The organism is Carboxylicivirga caseinilyticus (genome assembly GCF_050589785.1).
In the GTDB taxonomy this organism is placed as follows: domain Bacteria; phylum Bacteroidota; class Bacteroidia; order Bacteroidales; family Marinilabiliaceae; genus Carboxylicivirga; species Carboxylicivirga caseinilyticus.
On sequence record NZ_JBNGOX010000002.1, the window covers coordinates 196,116 to 213,861 of the forward strand.

15 protein-coding genes are annotated in these 17,746 nt (G+C 37.0%); 9 read left to right on the forward strand and 6 right to left on the reverse strand.

Features of this window, described 5'->3' with window-relative positions:
- The first annotated feature begins 78 nt into the window (after positions 1 to 78).
- From ACRD62_RS01945 to pdxA, 5 genes are all read left to right on the forward strand, one after another.
- Complete coding sequence (locus ACRD62_RS01945; protein WP_430818433.1) at positions 79 to 1,275, forward strand: lytic transglycosylase domain-containing protein; 1,197 nt, start codon at positions 79 to 81, stop codon at positions 1,273 to 1,275.
- A 24-nt stretch (positions 1,276 to 1,299) separates the two neighbouring features.
- Positions 1,300 to 2,295, forward strand: a complete 996-nt coding sequence (locus ACRD62_RS01950) for a DUF4837 family protein (protein ID WP_430818434.1) — start codon at positions 1,300 to 1,302, stop codon at positions 2,293 to 2,295.
- Positions 2,295 to 2,699, forward strand: a complete 405-nt coding sequence (locus ACRD62_RS01955; protein WP_430818435.1) for a hypothetical protein — start codon at positions 2,295 to 2,297, stop codon at positions 2,697 to 2,699. The genes ACRD62_RS01950 and ACRD62_RS01955 overlap by 1 nt, the downstream gene beginning before the upstream one ends.
- A 20-nt stretch (positions 2,700 to 2,719) precedes the next feature.
- Positions 2,720 to 4,156 carry a leucyl aminopeptidase family protein gene (locus ACRD62_RS01960; RefSeq protein WP_430818436.1) on the forward strand — a complete coding sequence of 479 codons (1,437 nt, stop codon included), beginning with the start codon at positions 2,720 to 2,722 and terminating at the stop codon, positions 4,154 to 4,156.
- Between the two features lie 109 nt (positions 4,157 to 4,265).
- Positions 4,266 to 5,330, forward strand: a complete 1,065-nt coding sequence (pdxA, locus tag ACRD62_RS01965; RefSeq protein ID WP_430818437.1) for a 4-hydroxythreonine-4-phosphate dehydrogenase PdxA — start codon at positions 4,266 to 4,268, stop codon at positions 5,328 to 5,330.
- Between the two features lie 50 nt (positions 5,331 to 5,380).
- Here pdxA and ACRD62_RS01970 read toward each other — a convergent pair whose 3' ends face one another.
- The 5 genes from ACRD62_RS01970 to rimP form a co-directional block, all read right to left on the reverse strand.
- Entirely contained in the window at positions 5,381 to 6,373 is a 993-nt protein-coding gene (locus ACRD62_RS01970; RefSeq protein ID WP_430818438.1) for a radical SAM protein, read from the reverse strand.
- A gap of 11 nt (positions 6,374 to 6,384) precedes the next feature.
- Complete coding sequence (locus ACRD62_RS01975) at positions 6,385 to 7,323, reverse strand: TIGR04222 domain-containing membrane protein (RefSeq protein WP_430818439.1); 939 nt, start codon at positions 7,321 to 7,323, stop codon at positions 6,385 to 6,387.
- 140 nt (positions 7,324 to 7,463) lie between these two features.
- Complete coding sequence (gene infB / locus ACRD62_RS01980) at positions 7,464 to 10,397, reverse strand: translation initiation factor IF-2 (protein WP_430818440.1); 2,934 nt, start codon at positions 10,395 to 10,397, stop codon at positions 7,464 to 7,466.
- 66 nt (positions 10,398 to 10,463) lie between these two features.
- Positions 10,464 to 11,699, reverse strand: a complete 1,236-nt coding sequence (nusA, locus tag ACRD62_RS01985; RefSeq protein ID WP_430818441.1) for a transcription termination factor NusA — start codon at positions 11,697 to 11,699, stop codon at positions 10,464 to 10,466.
- A gap of 12 nt (positions 11,700 to 11,711) precedes the next feature.
- On the reverse strand, positions 11,712 to 12,176 hold the full coding sequence (gene rimP / locus ACRD62_RS01990) for a ribosome assembly cofactor RimP (RefSeq protein WP_430818442.1): 465 nt from the start codon (positions 12,174 to 12,176) through the stop codon (positions 11,712 to 11,714).
- 258 nt (positions 12,177 to 12,434) lie between these two features.
- On the opposite strand from rimP, the gene ACRD62_RS01995 reads away from it, so the two are divergent.
- From ACRD62_RS01995 to lpxA, 4 genes are all read left to right on the forward strand, one after another.
- A complete protein-coding gene (locus ACRD62_RS01995; protein ID WP_430818443.1) occupies positions 12,435 to 13,673 on the forward strand; it encodes an HD domain-containing protein in 1,239 nt (412 codons plus the stop codon).
- Positions 13,674 to 13,824: 151 nt separating this feature from the next.
- Positions 13,825 to 14,853: a UDP-3-O-(3-hydroxymyristoyl)glucosamine N-acyltransferase gene (lpxD, locus tag ACRD62_RS02000; RefSeq protein WP_430818444.1), complete on the forward strand. Its 1,029-nt coding sequence runs from the start codon at positions 13,825 to 13,827 to the stop codon at positions 14,851 to 14,853.
- Positions 14,854 to 14,882: 29 nt separating this feature from the next.
- A complete protein-coding gene (locus ACRD62_RS02005; protein WP_430818445.1) occupies positions 14,883 to 16,289 on the forward strand; it encodes a bifunctional UDP-3-O-[3-hydroxymyristoyl] N-acetylglucosamine deacetylase/3-hydroxyacyl-ACP dehydratase in 1,407 nt (468 codons plus the stop codon).
- 53 nt (positions 16,290 to 16,342) lie between these two features.
- Positions 16,343 to 17,131 carry an acyl-ACP--UDP-N-acetylglucosamine O-acyltransferase gene (lpxA, locus tag ACRD62_RS02010; protein ID WP_430818446.1) on the forward strand — a complete coding sequence of 263 codons (789 nt, stop codon included), beginning with the start codon at positions 16,343 to 16,345 and terminating at the stop codon, positions 17,129 to 17,131.
- A 60-nt stretch (positions 17,132 to 17,191) separates the two neighbouring features.
- On the opposite strand, the gene gcvH is transcribed toward lpxA, so the two are convergent.
- Positions 17,192 to 17,569: a glycine cleavage system protein GcvH gene (gene gcvH, locus ACRD62_RS02015; RefSeq protein ID WP_430818447.1), complete on the reverse strand. Its 378-nt coding sequence runs from the start codon at positions 17,567 to 17,569 to the stop codon at positions 17,192 to 17,194.
- Between the last annotated feature and the right edge of the window lie 177 nt (positions 17,570 to 17,746).

Sequence of the window (17,746 nt, forward strand, 5' to 3'; positions counted from 1 at the left end):
TAAAAATATTCAGGCCGCCCTCCTTGAGGATTGGCCTTTTTTGCATATTGATAATATGCCCTTTTAACAGGATGTGAGATGAGGATTATTGTTTTTTTGTTCGCTTTAGTGTTTGTTCAACTTATTTCTGCACAAAACAGTGCTGAAGCTGTTTTACCCCACTATCCCGATTGGATGTATCAAAACAGGCTGGAAGAACTGGATAAAAAAACCTCCATCAATCTGGACTACAATTCGCAGGTACAGGCTTTTATTGAAGTATATACCGTTAAACGACGAGATCATCTGGCAAATATCATTGGCCTTTCTGAAATGTATTTTCCATTATTCGAAGAATATCTGGCCAAATATGATTTACCTATGGAATTAAAATACCTGGCTATTGTAGAGTCGGCACTCGACCCCAGAGCAAAATCTAAGTCAGGAGCCATGGGACTTTGGCAATTTCTGTATCATGCATCCCGTATGTTTGATTTGAAAGTTGACACCTATGTTGATGAACGGTGCGACCCGGTAAAAAGCACTGAAGCAGCCTGCAAATATTTACGTTATCTATATCACAACCTTAACGACTGGCAATTAGCTCTTGCAGCTTATAACGGAGGTATTGGAGTTGTACAGAATGCTATCGAACGATCGGGTGGTAAAACCGATTTCTGGGAACTGCAACCATATCTTCCGGCTGCAGTAAAAAGTTATGTACCTGCCTTTATTGCAGTTAACTATGTAATGAATAATTACAACAAACACGAAGTTGAGGCCAATCCACCTAAAATGAATTTTAATGAAATTGACACTGTATTTGTTTCAAAATCATTAACCTTTCAACAAGTAAGCGATGCTTCGGGTGCATCAATGGAAATGCTTCGCTGGCTGAACCCGTCATTTATTAAAGATTATATACCGGCAAATGATTTGCCAACCCGCATTTTTCTTCCAAAAGCTAACATTGTAAGTTTTGTAAAAGCCGAGAAGAACCTTGAGAACGCAGGAGGACCGGTTGTAGAACTAATTCCGGTTGGAGATACCAACGGACGCGAAAAAATAGATCATGTGGTTAGTAAAGGTGAATATTTTCATAAGATAGCCATCGATCATTATTGCCGTATCAGTGATATAATGCTCTGGAACAACATGAAAAAAAGAGATCTTTATGTTGGGCAGAAACTGGTAATCTGGCAACCCAAAGAGGAAGAAAACTATTTTTTTGTAGTGGATGAAATCATGAATCCTGAGAAATTAAATTGGAAAGAAAGTTTTTTAGCTACAGAATAACTGATTTTAAAACATCAATATATTATGAATAAGTACTTCAGACAATACGGATTACTATTAATTATCAGTTTGCTTCTTTTTTCATGCAAGGATAAAAAAAGTAATTATAAACCCAATGTAGCTGGTAAGGCCGGAGAACTTCTCATTGTGATGGATGATAAGATAAAACAATCTGAAGCCGGAAAAGACCTTCAAAGAGCCGTACTTGAAACATATTTAGGACTTCCTCAGGACGAACCTCACTTTGATATGCTTATCACTCCTCACAGAGGATTTTCATCAAACCTAAGAACATTCAGAAACCTGATTGTAACTGAAATCTCAGGTAATATTAAGAATGATACCGTTATGTATTATCATGATTACTGGGCTCGCCCACAGTCAATGGTTCGCATTACAGCTAAAGACACCGTTAGCCTGGGTCAGTTAGTAGAACGACATACCCTACGCATGTTGAGTTTCTTCAATAAAGCAGAAAGAGATCGCAGTATTGGTTATTTTAAAGCCACTCCAAACTCACAAATCATTGAAGAAATAAAAACCGAATGGAATATCAATCTTACTGTTCCGGCCAATTTTAAAAACAGAAATACCAATGGACACTTTACCTGGCTGGGTGAAGATGCTCAATGGGGAACTCAGGGCTTTTTGGTTTACGAATTTCCATATATTGGTGAGGGCACATTCTCTAAAGAATACTTATTGAATAAACGTGATTCGGTTTTACAAAAGAATGTTCCGGGTCCAAGTGATGGCTCATACATGACTACAGAACACAACGTTCCTGTAATTTATAAAACAGCCGAAATCAATGATATTCCTGTTGTTGAGATAAGAGGCCTATGGAAAGTTATGGGTGATATGATGGGTGGCCCCTTTATTTTGCATGCTCATCACGATTTAAAAAACAACCGCGTGGTAGTTACAGAGGGTTTTGTTTATTGCCCCGAGAAACCTGAGAAAAGAGATAAAATAAGACAACTCGAAGCCTTGATGTACACTTTTAATTTTATACAATAATGCTTCCAGAACTCAATCGAAAAGCTCTTCAACAGGCATGTACCAGAGAAGACTTAATCAAAAAAACTGCCGCTCAGATCATAAAAGACTTTGCTGAATTTGGCTTTGATGTTCATTTTTCTGGTAGTGTTGAGAATTTTTACGATGAACTATTCGGACAAATGAAAAAACACCTGGAAGCGATTCTAAGTGAGCACTACACTCGCTTTTTAAGTTTTTTATACCGTATTGATGTTACGGAAAATCAGGTTGCTCATTATCAAAATGAAATGAAGGATGCCAGTTACGAAGAAGCTCTCACTGAACTGATTATTCATCGCGAATTAAAAAAAGTGATGATAAGAGAATACTTTAAAGCTAAAAATCCGTCAACCGAAAATGACTTCGGATTGTTGGATACCTAGTAACTGTAAATAAAATAAATATGACACTTCAAATAAAACACACAGGAGAGAAACCAGAAGGTGTTCGTAACCTGTTTTTGGTTAATGATACTAACGTATTAAAAGATTTCGGCTTTAACAATGAAGCTTTGGCTTTTGTAAAAGAAAAAGCAGAAGCCGATGAAAAACTTATTACCATCACAACCTACCATATCACTTACCATGTTCTGATAATTGAGAATGAACTATTAAGTGATAATGTCATTGAGAAAATCAGGAAGAATGGGCATACTATTACATCAGGTATGCGTAAAGACAAAAAGGAAGCCATTTGTCTTTATGATTCAACAGGTAATAAAGCAGCTGTTTTAGCTCTTGCAGAAGGGCTGGCTCTTTCCTCCTATCAGTTTGATAAATACCAAACAAAAAAAGATAAGAGTTTTGATGATTTTACCATTTGGGTAGCTTCAGCTGCTGTTAATCAAATTGAATTAAACGAATTACAATTGCTTTGCGAAAGTGTTTTTTTAACACGCAACCTGGTTAATGAGCCTGTATCAACACTGGATGTGGCAGCTCTTTCAGAAACCATTGAGCAACTTGGAAAAAAATATGGATTTTCGGTTGAAATTTTCAACAAAGCAAAATTAGAATCACTTAAGTTTGGCGGCTTATTAGGAGTAAATAAAGGTAGTATTGATCCTCCGGCATTTCATATTCTGGAATGGAAACCCGAGAATGCTAAAAACACAAAACCAGTTGTGCTGGTTGGTAAAGGTGTAGTTTTTGATACAGGCGGTATCAACCTTAAAACACCTCCGGGAAGTTTGGATGACATGAAATCTGACATGGGAGGTGCGGCATCGGTAACCGGAACATTAATGGCTGTTGCAGCCAACAAATTGCCGGTTCATGTTATTGGATTAATACCAGCAACAGATAACCGTCCGGGAGGAAATGCAATTGTTCCGGGTGATGTTCTTGCCATGCATAACGGCAAAACTGTTGAAGTTTTAAATACAGATGCCGAAGGCCGATTGATTCTGGCTGATGCCTTAAGTTACTCGAAAAAATATGATCCCGAATTGGTTATTGATCTGGCAACTTTAACAGGAAGTGCGGTAATGGCAATTGGGCAGTACGCTACAGTTGGTATGGGAACAGCCGACGATAAGATTTTCGAAAGTATTACTCAAGCAGGATTCAGTGTTAACGAACGAATTGTACGCTTTCCGTTCTGGGAGGACTACGATGATTTGATTAAATCAGAAGTTGCTGACATCAAAAATATAGGTGGACGTGAAGGCGGCGCAATCACAGCAGGTAAATTTCTTAGTCATTTTGTTGATGCTCCGTGGATACATCTGGATATTGCCGGACCTGCATTTGTAAAATCAGCTGACAGCTACAGAGGTTATGGTGCATCAGGAGTTGGAGTACGATTGCTATACGAATTCCTGAAGAACAGATCTGAATAAACCTTAGGCTGTCACAATTGAATGAATTATGCTGACTAATAAGTCATTTTTATTACTTTTAGTCTGAAAAACGAATCATTTAATGCCCAATGGGCACAACAATATAGAAATGAGTGAAAACTTAATAAAAGTCGGTATAACACAAGGCGATATTAACGGCATTGGTTATGAGGTAATTTTCAAAACACTGGCCGACAACCGTATATTCGAATCTTTTACACCCGTTATTTACGGATCTTCAAAAGTGGCAGCTTATCATCGTAAAGCTTTAAACATACCTAATTTCAGCTTAAATAGCATTAAAGACATTGGTGAGGCGCATAGTAAACGCATTAATATTATCAATTGTCTGGATGATAACATCAGAGTTGAGTTGGGAAAGTCGACTACTATTGGTGGTGAGGCAGCCTTTAATGCATTGGAGTTAGCTGTAAAGGATTTGAAAGATGGAAAAATTGACGTTCTTGTTACGGCTCCGATAAACAAAAAAAATATCCAATCCGATTCTTTTAATTTTCCAGGACACACTGAATATCTGGAACAACAAGCAGAAGGTTCTAAGGCCTTGATGTTAATGGTTTCGGACATAATGAAAGTTGGAGTGGTTGCAGGTCATGTACCATTAAAAGATGTTCCTTCAAAAATCACGAAAGAATCTATCCTGGCCAAACTCCGCACTCTGAACGAAACTTTAACAATGGATTTCTCCATTCGCAAACCTCGTGTTGCTGTGCTTGGATTGAATCCTCATGCCGGTGATCAGGGTGTTTTGGGAACTGAAGAACAAGACATCATTATACCAGCATTGGATGAAGCCAAACAAGAAGGTATTATGGCTTTAGGCCCCTATCCTGCTGATGGTTTATTTGGTAGTGAGCAATTCAAAAATTTTGATGCTATTCTGGCAATGTATCACGATCAGGGCCTTGCTCCATTTAAAGCACTTACTTTCTCAAAAGGAGTGAACTATACAGCTGGCCTGCCATTCATTCGCACTTCACCTGATCATGGAACGGCATTTGATATTGCGGGACAGGATAAAGCAAATTTTGACTCATTCCGCCAGGCTGTTTATTTAGCAATAGATGTTTGCAATAACAGACGAGAAAATAAAGAACTTAGGAAAAATCCTCTTAAAACACATGATTTAAGTGAACTCGAAGGTGGTGAATAAAACACAACCATTTAAAATATTAAAAGCAGCCTGATTATTTGGCTGCTTTTTTATTTTACATAACAATTGGGATCCTTTGCATGAAAGTCATTATACTTTATGTATGACAAACATTTTAGACCTCCAAAGCAATCTTTTTTATAAAGACATTCCTGGCATGATTCATCCAATTGCTTTGCATCTCGTAATTTGAGAATAACAGGGTGATTATAATAAATATCCAAAAGATCATCTTTGAATATATTTCCTAATTTAACAGGAAGTCTTCTGCAAGGTAGAAGATCGCCGTTAGGCAACACAGATAGCAAAGTATTACCTGCTGAGCATTTATAGGGTCTTCCTCCTGATTCAATAAACTGAAGCGCTCTTGATGAACTCACCTGAGTATTATAAACAAATCCTTTCAGAAAACTACTTTTTGCATCATTTATACTTGCATTCAGATACCTGAATTGACTTGTAGTAAGCTCTAATTCGTCAGTGTCATTATTGGGTAAATATCGGTCTGTCCATACTTTTTTTACTTTATTTTTCCTTGCAAACTGCACAACCTTTGAATATTCTCTATAATTTCTTGAATTCGCAGTAAAGGAAAGTATGGTAGGAATTTCATATTTTCTATACATTTTAATTGCCTTTTGCACGTTTGCATATGATCCCTTCCCCCTAATAGAATCATTTATTTCCTTGCCCCCTTCCAAACTTAATTGAACAAATTTAGGTTTTAGCTTCTGAAGTTCTTTTAGCTGGCATTCAGATAATAAAAATCCATTACTTAAGATACCAAATGAAAAATGAAACTGTGTTACAGTGGTATTCAGGAGTTCTATTAAACTTTCATATAAAAACGGTTCTCCACCTGTGAAATTTATATGACATGTTATATTAGAATTCCTTTTAGCCAATTCATCAATAAAAGATGAAAGCCTGGAAAGTATTTGGATATTACTTTCAAGACTCAATCCGTTATCCTGATAATCTTCCTGATAACAATGCAAACATCGATAGTTGCATTTATCCGTGAGGTGCCATTGAATAGTCATTTGTATTAATTTTAATCACCACCACATCCTCCGCAGCCGCCACCACAACCACCACTACAACTACTTCCACAACCACTGCTGCATCCGCCACCTCCATCAGAATACCCACCACTGCATCCACATCCGGAGCATCCTCCAAACCAGATCCACGGAGAAGGATTTTTATCGAATGTATCCGGCAAAAACAGCCCTTTATTTGTCATATTAAATGCAGCTATTCCAAATATAGCTACTCCAATTAATTCTTCATCGGGAGTAATATCCTTTTTGGTTTTTAACCAATCATAACGCTGCTTTGCCTTTGCCAACAACTTTTTACCCAACTTAGTCTGATGAGGTTTATTCTTGCCAAATAATATCCACGAAAGAATCACAAAGAATAAAAGCTCCAGCACTAAAAAGAAAACTGGCTTATCATTTTGAATACCCATCAACATCTTAATTATACCAGGTAACATTGCAAGAATGACAGCTAGAATGGATATATTCTTATTCTTTGAAACCATTTCTTCATCGGTAACAACCTTAGCTCGCTTAAGCTTTGTGATCTGTAAATTTAATTTTTGAGTAAATTGTTCCGAGTTATCACTCACTATATCCTTATACAATTTAAAATCATTCAGGTAGATCCAAATAATTTTTTGCAATTCAGTCTGATTCTCTACTGTTATATCTTCTTTTCGATTAAAAGCAATTGCTTTTCTTCTTGTATTCATTTCTATATGAGATTTATTCCACATCTCATATAGAACGACAGAAATAATGGCTTTTATTCCACCCCGTATATAAGCAAGTTCCAAATACGAAAAATTAGACGGATCAGGAATCGCCATTGAGTTGGTACTATCAATCTTTGTTAATATCCATCCCAGTATAAGTACAATAGTCCCATAGATATAATAGTAAAGTAAGAAGTCAGGACCTTTAATATTTTGAAGATAATCCAACATTGAGAATTCGATTAGTTGATTTATATATTAAAACTAATTCAACATAATCAATATGCAAAAGATCATTTAAAAATTTATGCATTTAAAAACAAAAAAGCCCGGCATTATACCGGGCTTTACTTTATAGATAGCTTTTAATCTTACAATTTTCTGCTTACTTCAACTTCTTCGTAGGCCTCAATGATATCGCCAACTTTTATATCGTTGAATTTTTCGATATTCAAACCACATTCATAACCTGATGCAACTTCTTTCACATCATCTTTGAAGCGTTTCAATGATCCTAATTCTCCGGTATAAACAACGATACCATCTCGTATTACACGTATTTTATGAGTACGTTTTACTTTTCCTTCCTTCACCATACATCCGGCAATAGTACCCACTTTAGAGATTTTGAATACTTCACGAATCTCAACTGTTGCAGTAACCTGCTCTTTAATTTCCGGCGAAAGCATACCTTCCATTGCTGATTTTAATTCTTCGATTGCATCATAGATGATTGAATACAGACGGATATCAATTTCTTCTTTCTCTGCCAATCGACGGGCTGTCATTGAAGGACGAACCTGGAATCCAACCACAATGGCGTTGGATGCAGCTGCCAACATAATATCCGATTCTGAAATCTGACCTACAGCCTTGTGAATTACATTCACCTGAATTTCTTCAGTAGATAATTTGATTAATGAGTCAGATAATGCCTCGATAGAACCATCCACATCACCTTTCACAATCACATTCAGTTCCTGGAAGTTTCCGATAGCAATACGACGACCGATTTCATCAAGCGTGATATGCTTTTTAGTACGCATACCTTGTTCGCGCTGTAACTGCTCACGTTTGTTGGCAATATCCTTCGCTTCACGTTCGTCTTCCATCACATTAAAACGTTCACCCGCCTGAGGAGCACCATTCAAACCAAGAACCAAAGCTGGTTCAGATGGTCCAACTTCGTCAACTTTCTGATTACGCTCGTTAAACATCGCTTTAACGTGTCCGTAATGAGAACCTGAAAGCATCATGTCACCAACACGCAAGGTACCAGCCTGAACAAGAAGTGTTGTAACAAAACCACGTCCTTTATCCAACGATGATTCAATAACACTACCTACTGCACGTTTTTCAGGGTTTGCTTTTAGTTCAAGAAGGTCAGCTTCCAATAATACTTTTTCAAGTAATTCCTCGATATTAATACCATTCTTAGCTGATATTTCCTGACATTGGTATTTACCACCCCAATCTTCAACCAGATAATTCATCTGAGCAAGCTCTTCTCTGATTCTGTCAGGGTTCGCTCCAGGTTTATCAATTTTGTTAATCGCAAAAACAATTGGCACACCTGCAGCAGATGCATGGTTGATTGCCTCAACTGTCTGTGGCATCACATTATCATCAGCTGCAATTATAATAATTGCAATATCGGTAATCTGAGCACCACGGGCACGCATCGCAGTAAACGCTTCGTGACCAGGTGTATCAAGGAAAGTAATCTGACGACCACTCTCAATTTTTACACTATATGCTCCAATATGCTGAGTAATACCTCCGGCCTCACCGGCTATTACGTTTGCACTACGAATATGGTCAAGTAACGATGTTTTACCATGGTCAACGTGTCCCATCACAGTAACAATAGGAGGACGTTCAATCAAATCATCATCACTATCCTCTTCCTCTATAATTGATTCAGCAACATCAGCACTTACAAATTCAACAGTGTAACCAAACTCTTCTGCAACCAGGGTAAGTGTTTCAGCATCTAATCGCTGATTAATTGAAACAAACATACCCAGGCTCATACAAGTAGATATAATCTGGTTTACTTGCACATCCATCATGTTAGCCAATTCATTAGCCGTAACAAACTCAGTTACTTTAATAATTGACTTTTCTTTTTCCTGTTGTTCCAGATCAGCCTGATGACGCTGTGACTGAGCTTCACGTTTTTCACGACGGTGCTTCGCTCCTTTGCTCTTACCTTTAGAAGTTAAACGAGCAAGCGTATCCTTGATTTGCTTTTGTACATCTTCTTCGTTAATCTCGGCCTTTTGCGGACGTTTCTTAACTTTCAGATTACGTTTTGAACGAACCTCTTTCTTCTCTCCTTGTCCCTGTCCTTGTGGTTTCTTTTCTCCACCTGCTTGAGGTTGTTGTTGTTTTTGGTTGATGTCAACCTTTTCTTTATCTTTTTTGATGCGCTTACGTTTGCGCTTCTTACCATTATCTTTGTTACCTTCTGTCTTAGTTGGTGTTGTTGGCAATTCAATCTTTCCAACAACAGTTGGTCCAGACAGTTTTTTAACCTGAGTAGGACGAAATGCTCCTTCCTCTTCTGTTGAGCTGCTTTGAGATTCCTGTTTTGGAGCTTCTGCTTTTGGAGTTTCTTCCTTTTTGATAACCTCTGGTTTCTTAACAACAGGTTTCTCGGGTTTTCTTTCCTCTTGCTTTGGAGCTTCTGCTTTTGGAGCCTCTTTTTTAACTTCAACCTTTTTGGGAGGATTCAAGTCGATTTTACCAACTACTTTAGTCTCAGCAATTGGCTCAACACGGGTTGGTATATGTTCAGGTTTCTTAACAACCTTTGGTTTTTCTTCCTTAACCTCTTCAGGCTTTTTCTCAACAGGTTTTTCAACCTTAGGCTCTTCTTTTTTAGGAGCTTCAACCTTTGGAGCCTCTGCCTTTGGGGTTTCCTTTTTAGGCTCAACCTTTTTAGGAGGATTTAAGTCGATTTTACCAACCACCTTTGGTCCCTTCGCTTCTAACTTGCGTTCCTCGGCAGCCGGAGCATCATCCTCATCATCAACATCTGAGTCATTATCACCTTGAATATCTTCAATAGAGATTGACTCTTTTCTTGGTTTATCTTTGAATTTAGCTAGCTTTTCCGATTCTTTCTTTACATTAGAATCGCTACGGTATTCTTGTCCAAGTACCGAATACATTTCTTCTGATACCTTTGTATTAGGGTTACTTTCAACGTCATACCCTTTTTTATGCAAGAATTCCACAATGGTGCTAATTCCAACATTGAATTCACGAGCTACTTTACTAAGTCTTTTTCCAACTGCCATATAACAGGACTATTCTTTACAAGTTAATTTTGTTTGGACAATGCTTTGCGACGCAAATATAGCGAATTATTCAAATTCAGCGCTTAATATGCCCCTAATCTCACGAATGGTTTCTTCTTCCAAATCAGTACGTTTAACCAAATCTTCTAATGAAAGATCCAGTACTGATTTTGCAGTATCGCATCCAATCGCTTTTAATTCGTCCAAAATCCAAGCTTCTATTTCATCAGAGAATTCATCCAACTTAACGTCTTCATCATCCTCATCAACCTCGCGGTATACATCCAACTCATAACCAGTCAACTGACCAGCCAATCGAATATTTAAACCACCTTTACCAATAGCCAATGACACTTCTTCAGGACGCAAATAAACCTCAGCACGACCTTCGTCTTCTAAAATCTTAATATTTGTGATTTTAGCCGGATTTAATGCCCTTTGAATAAATAACTGTGTATTGGCTGTATAGTTTATTACATCAATATTTTCATTTCTTAACTCACGTACGATACCATGAATACGTGAACCTTTCATTCCCACACAAGCTCCAACAGGATCAATTCTTTCATCATATGATTCAACAGCCACTTTAGCTCTCTCACCTGGTACACGAACAATTTTCTTAATAGTAATTAAACCATCAAAAATTTCGGGTACCTCCAACTCGAATAATCTTTCAAGGAAGACTGGTGATGTACGGGAAAGAATAATCAAAGGATTATTGTTACGGATTTCAACGCGAATTACAACCGCTCTTACACTATCTCCCTTACGGAAGAAATCAGAAGGGATCTGCTCAGCCTTGGGCAAAATCAGTTCATTTCCTTCATCATCAATGATAAGAATTTCGCGCTTCCAGATCTGATAAACTTCTCCGGTAACAATTTCACCAATGCGATCTTTATACTTGTGATAGATATTATCTTTTTCCAATTCCAAAATACGAGCCGACAAATTTTGTCGAAGACTCAAAATTGCACGACGACCAAAGTCAAGGAATTTAACTTCATCAGTTACTTCCTCACCCAGTTCGTAATCATCATCAATTTTCTTTGCTTCTGTTAAAGAAATCTGCAAGTTTGGATCTTCCAGATCTTCATCTTTAACAACTTCGCGGTTACGCCATATCTCAAAGTCACCTTTGTCATCATTAATGATTACATCGAAGTTTTCATCTGTTCCAAATCTCTTGATTAAAACACTTCGAAATGCATCTTCCAAAACACTGATCATGGTTGCACGATCAATATTCTTTAATTCTTTGAACTCTGAAAACGTATCTATCAGATTAATATTTTCCATACCTCGGAATATTTAAAAAGATATAATGTCTTTTACCTGTTTAACCTCATCAAATTTAAAATCAATCAAACGCACTTGCAATTCTTTACGCTTTTTGCCTTCCAACTTCACTTTTTCTTCTACTTCCACACTAAAGCCATTCTCTGCAACTGTCGTTAATTTACCTTTTACTTTGGCACCATCAGCCGTAAGCACTTCCACATCGTTGCCGATGTTTTTATGATACTGGCGCGTTACCTTAAATGGCTGACCAATACCTGCCGATGACACTTCCAACTCAAAATCCTCCACTTCACGATCTAATTGCGAATCTATCAATTTACTTACCTCAATACAATAACTGATAGGAATACCATTGTCGCTATCGATAACCAAGACAATTTTATTGCCTGGACGAACGGCCAATTCGACGATAAAGATATCATCTTCATTGAATTTGGCAGTGACAATATTTTCAATTAATGTTGGATCAATCATTTTTTAAGTGTAATAAAATAGGGGACTACAATCGTCCCCTATACCTTTTTTCGGTAAATCTCCGCAAAGATAACTATTAATCAGTATTATTCCAAACTTATTAGAAGACCTGATAAATAATAATAAATTACTCAATAAATCATTTTACCTTTTCATGTGCATAAATAAAGGTTTAAAGCATCTTTTACTACAATACAAGCAGCTATTTTGTATCTTGCGTCCCCAATCAAATAATTTGGACTCAACCCCATTTAAGAAATGTCAACAGGAAACAAAAGAAAAATAATAAATGATCCGGTCTATGGATTTATAAAGGTGCCTTTCGACATCATATACGACTTAATGGAACACCCCTATATTCAGCGTTTGAGAAGGATCAGGCAATTAGGCCTTACTCATTTTGTTTATCCAGGGGCAATGCATACCCGATTTCAGCATGCTATGGGGGCAATGCATCTGATGAATTCAGCAGTTGACATTCTTCGATCAAAAGGTCATGAGATTACCGATGAAGAATCAAAAGCCGTTCATGCTGCAATTTTATTGCACGACATTGGTCATGGCCCTTTTAGTCATGTTCTGGAAAACACATTACTTGCAGTTGACCATGAAGACATCTCTAAACTGATGATGGAAGAGCTTAATAAAGAGTTTGACAATCAGTTGGATTTGACACTTCAGATATTTAATAACACGTATCATAAAAAATTCCTTCATCAACTGGTATCAAGCCAATTAGATATGGATAGACTGGATTACTTAAAACGCGACAGTTTTTTTACCGGTGTTTCAGAGGGCGTAATCGGATCTGATCGTATTATTAAGATGTTGAATATTCATGATGATTCACTGGTAATTGAATCAAAGGGAATATATTCCATTGAAAAATTTCTGGTTGCCCGCCGTCTGATGTATTGGCAGGTTTACCTTCATAAAACAGCGCTGGCTGCCGAGCAAATGTTGATACATATCTTAAAACGTGCCCGCCAGCTGGTTTCTGAAGGAAAAGAGTTATTTGCTCCACCCCACCTGTTGTTTTTTATGAAGCAGAAACCAACCATTGATGATTTTCAGACACAAAAAGAGATAATTCAGCATTTTTCGTTGCTGGATGATGATGATATTATGAGTTCAATAAAAGTCTGGACTTCTCATCCGGATAAAATTCTGTCCAATCTGGCAACCAATTTTGTTGGAAGAAAATTATTCAGAGTCACCTTTTCCAATACAGTTATTAAAGCCAGTCAAATAAAAGAATTAAAAAAAGCTGTTGCAGATCAAATGCAGTTGACAAATATGGATGACGCAGACTACTTTGTAATTGCAAATCATATTTCCAATAATGCATACAGTAAAAACGATGATCGCATCAATATATTATTTAGTGATGGTAGCATAAAAGATATCGCTTCGGCATCTGACATGCTTAATATTTCGGTATTAGGTAAAACAGTTACAAAACATTACCTCTGCCATCCAAAATCCGTTCATTCATAGACAGATCACTCAAAAGTTTACATTTTTTAAAGTCAATATATTTACTAGCTTTGCATCAAATTTTTACATACAAAGCCAAAATAATAGCGTATTTTTACGCATTGAAAACTAGCCTTCCAATGTGGCAAGTATTCATAAACCAAAGAATTAAATGAAATTTACAGCAGGTCAGATTGCAGAATTATTAAATGGCAAAGTTGAAGGAAATCAAGACGCCATTGTTAAAAATGTTTCGAAGATAGAAGATGGAAAACCTGAAACATTAACTTTTTTGGCCAATCCCAAATACACGCACTATATTTATGAAACAAAAGCTGATGTTGTTATTGTAAACGACTCTTTTGTTGCAGAAAAAGATATTACAACTACATTAATCAGAGTACCTGATGCCTACCAGGCACTTGCTCAATTACTGGAAATGTACGAACAAAGTCAACCGAAGAAAACCGGAGTAGAGCAACCATCCTTTGTTGATGCTACTGCTAAAATTGGTGACTTTGCCTACATAGGAGCATTTAGCTATATTGGTGAAAATGTTCAGATTGGAAACAACGTTCAAATTCATCCTCAGGTATATATAGGCGATAATGTAAAGATTGGCGATAACACCACACTCTTCCCGGGTGCTAAAGTTTATAAAAACTGTATAATAGGCAATCATTGTACTATACATGCCGGTGCTGTCATCGGAAGTGATGGTTTTGGTTTTGCCCCGGCTGCCAATAATGAATATAAGAAGGTACCACAAATTGGCAATGTTATCTTAAAAGATCATGTTGAAATAGGTGCCAACACCACTGTTGACAGAGCCACCATGGGTGCTACTGTTATTAATAAGGGTGTTAAACTGGATAATCTGGTTCAGATTGCTCACAATGTTGAAATAGGTGAAAACACTGTTATTGCAGCTCAGTCAGGCATTGCAGGCTCAACAAAAATCGGAGCAGATTGTATGTTCGGAGGTCAGACAGGTATTTCCGGACATATACAGATTGCCAATAAAACCAAATTAGGAGCACAAACAGGAGTATCTAAATCCATTAAAAAAGAAGATACCATCCACCTGGGCAGTCCTTCAATGGAAATAATGAATTTCAATAAAGCATACGTTCTATTCAGAAAATTACCTGAATTGAAAAAAGCAATTGACGAGTTATTACAACAAGCAAATAATGCTTAGTATTTTGTTTGAAAGAGTAGATTAGAAATATGGTTGAAAAGCAAAAAACACTCAAAAAAGCGATAAACCTTAGTGGCACTGGCTTACATACGGGAGCAAATGTAAATCTTACTATACATCCAGCTCCAGCCAATCACGGATATAAATTCAAAAGGGTTGACTTGGAAGGACAACCTGTAATTGATGCTTTGGCTGATAATGTAACAATGACTCAACGAGGCACTGTTTTGGCTAAAGGAGATGCTACTGTAAGCACCATAGAGCACTGTTTATCTGCTCTTGTTGCATTTAAAATTGATAACTGCCTTATAGAGGTAGATGGTCCGGAAGTACCAATACTTGACGGTAGTGCAAAATATTTTGTACAAGCAATCAAAGAAGCAGGTACAGAAGAACAAGATGAAGAACGAAAGTACTTCATTGTTAAAGAAAAGATGGTGTATGAAAACCAGGAGAAAGGGATAAAAATCGTTGCACTTCCAGATGATGAATTCAGTGCAGATGTAAGAATTTCTTTTGACAAATCTTTATTACTGGCAAATCAATACGCAACACTCGATTCATTGGATGATTTCGAAGAAGAAGTAAGTGCCTGTAGAACTTTTGTTTTTCTGCATGAACTGGAACCTCTTTTAAAAAATAACCTTATCAAAGGGGGTGATCTGGACAATGCGATTATCATTATCGACAAAGAAATTTCGCAGGAAGAGCTTGACAACCTGGCTGATTTATTCAACAAGCCAAGAGTTGAAGTTCAACCTACAGGAGTTTTAAATAATATTGAGTTGGTTCATCCTAACGAACCAGCCCGCCATAAATTATTGGATGTAATTGGTGATTTGGCTCTTTGTGGTATGCCAATTAAAGGACGTATTATTGCTACTCGCCCGGGTCACATGGCCAACACAGAGTTTGCAAAACTGATTCGCAAGGAGATCAAGAAAAGAGCTCTTCGACCAGAAACTCCAAATTACGATGTGAATAAGGAACCTATTTATGATATCAATGATATCAAAAGTATGTTACCTCACCGCCCCCCGTTTTTGTTGGTTGATAAAATTATTGAACTTAACGAAAAATCAATCGTGGGTATTAAAAACGTGACCATGAACGAACCTTTCTTTGTGGGGCACTTTCCAAATGAACCTGTAATGCCGGCTGTTTTACAGATCGAAGCAATGGCTCAGACTGGAGGAATTTTTGTACTTAGTCAATTAGACGATCCTAGTGCATACAGTACTTATTTCTTAAAAATTGACAATGTAAAGCTTCGTAAAAAAGTAGTACCTGGAGACACCCTTATATTCAAACTTGAATTGATGAGCGAATTCAGAAGAGGAATGGCCAACATGAAAGGAACAGCCTTTGTAGGTGATGCCATTGTATCGGAAGGTGAATTTGTTGCTCAGGTAATAAAAAATAAAGACATTAAATAATCAGCTATCGTTCAGGTCTTTTTGACAAAAATGACGCAATAAACAAATAACAAATGAAACAACCATTAGCATATATCCACCCTGAAGCAAAAATTGCTCCTAATGTGGTTATTGAACCATTTGTAACCATCGATAAAAATGTTGTTATTGAAGAAGGTACTACAATTGGATCAAATGTTACCATTCTTGAAGGTTCAAGAATTGGAAAAAACTGTAACATATTTCCTGGTGCAGTTATTGGTGCGGTTCCCCAAGATTTAAAATTTGCAGGAGAAGAAACCACAGCTGAAATTGGTAATAACACAACCATCAGAGAATGTGTTACTGTGAACCGTGGTACAAAAGCCAAAGGAAAAACAGTGGTTGGAAGCAACTGCTTATTGATGGCTTATACACATATTGCTCATGATGCCATTGTTGGCGACAATGTTATTTTAGCCAATGCTGTTCAGGTTGCCGGTGAAGTTGTTATTGACGACTGGGCAATTATCGGTGGAACATCGGCTATCCATCAGTTTGTTCACATTGGTGCGCATGTTATGGTTGCAGGTGGTACCTTAATTGGTAAGGATGTTCCTCCATATGTAAAAGCAGGCCGTGAGCGTATTTCTTATGCAGGAGTAAATTCAATTGGTTTACGTCGTCGTAATTATACAAACGATCAAATCCGTGATATTCAAAATATTTACAGATACCTTTTCCAAATGGGATTAAACAACTCTGATGCCATTGAACGCATCGAAGCTGAGCTTCCTGCCTCTAAAGAACGCGATGAGATAATTCTGTTTGTGCGCAACTCACAAAGAGGTATTATTAAAGGATATTATCCTGACAGAGACTAACTCATTCAGGCATAAAAAAAGCGGCAATTAGCCGCTTTTTTTTTATTGTTATGGTATCGATTAACCAATTAATTCTTTGTATTGTTCTGCAGATAACAAGCTATCTAATTCTGCAGAATCTGATACTTCAATTTTAATCATCCATCCACCTTCGAAAGGTTCTTTATTAACCAAATCAGGTTGATCTTCCAAATCAGGGTTAATCTCGATTACTTTACCTGTGATTGGCATATAAAGGTCAGACACTGTTTTTACAGCTTCAATTGTACCGAAAACCTCTTCCTTTTCCAGCTCTTCACCTTCTGTTTCGATTTCAACAAAAACTATGTCGCCAAGTTCTCCTTGTGCAAACTCAGTGATACCAACAGTTGCAATATCACCATCAACAAGAATCCATTCGTGATCCTTTGTATACTTTAGGTTATCAGGAATATTCATTAAAGTAGTTGTTTAAAATTACTATTTCTCAAATGTAAATAATTTATTAAAGAAATTCTACGAAGCAAATAATTCTATTTTCTTAATTCCTCAAAACAAACTCACTAAAATACTGATTTACTAACCATTAACAAATAAAGGACTATTTAAAGCCTAATAAAAATCATATTTTTAAAG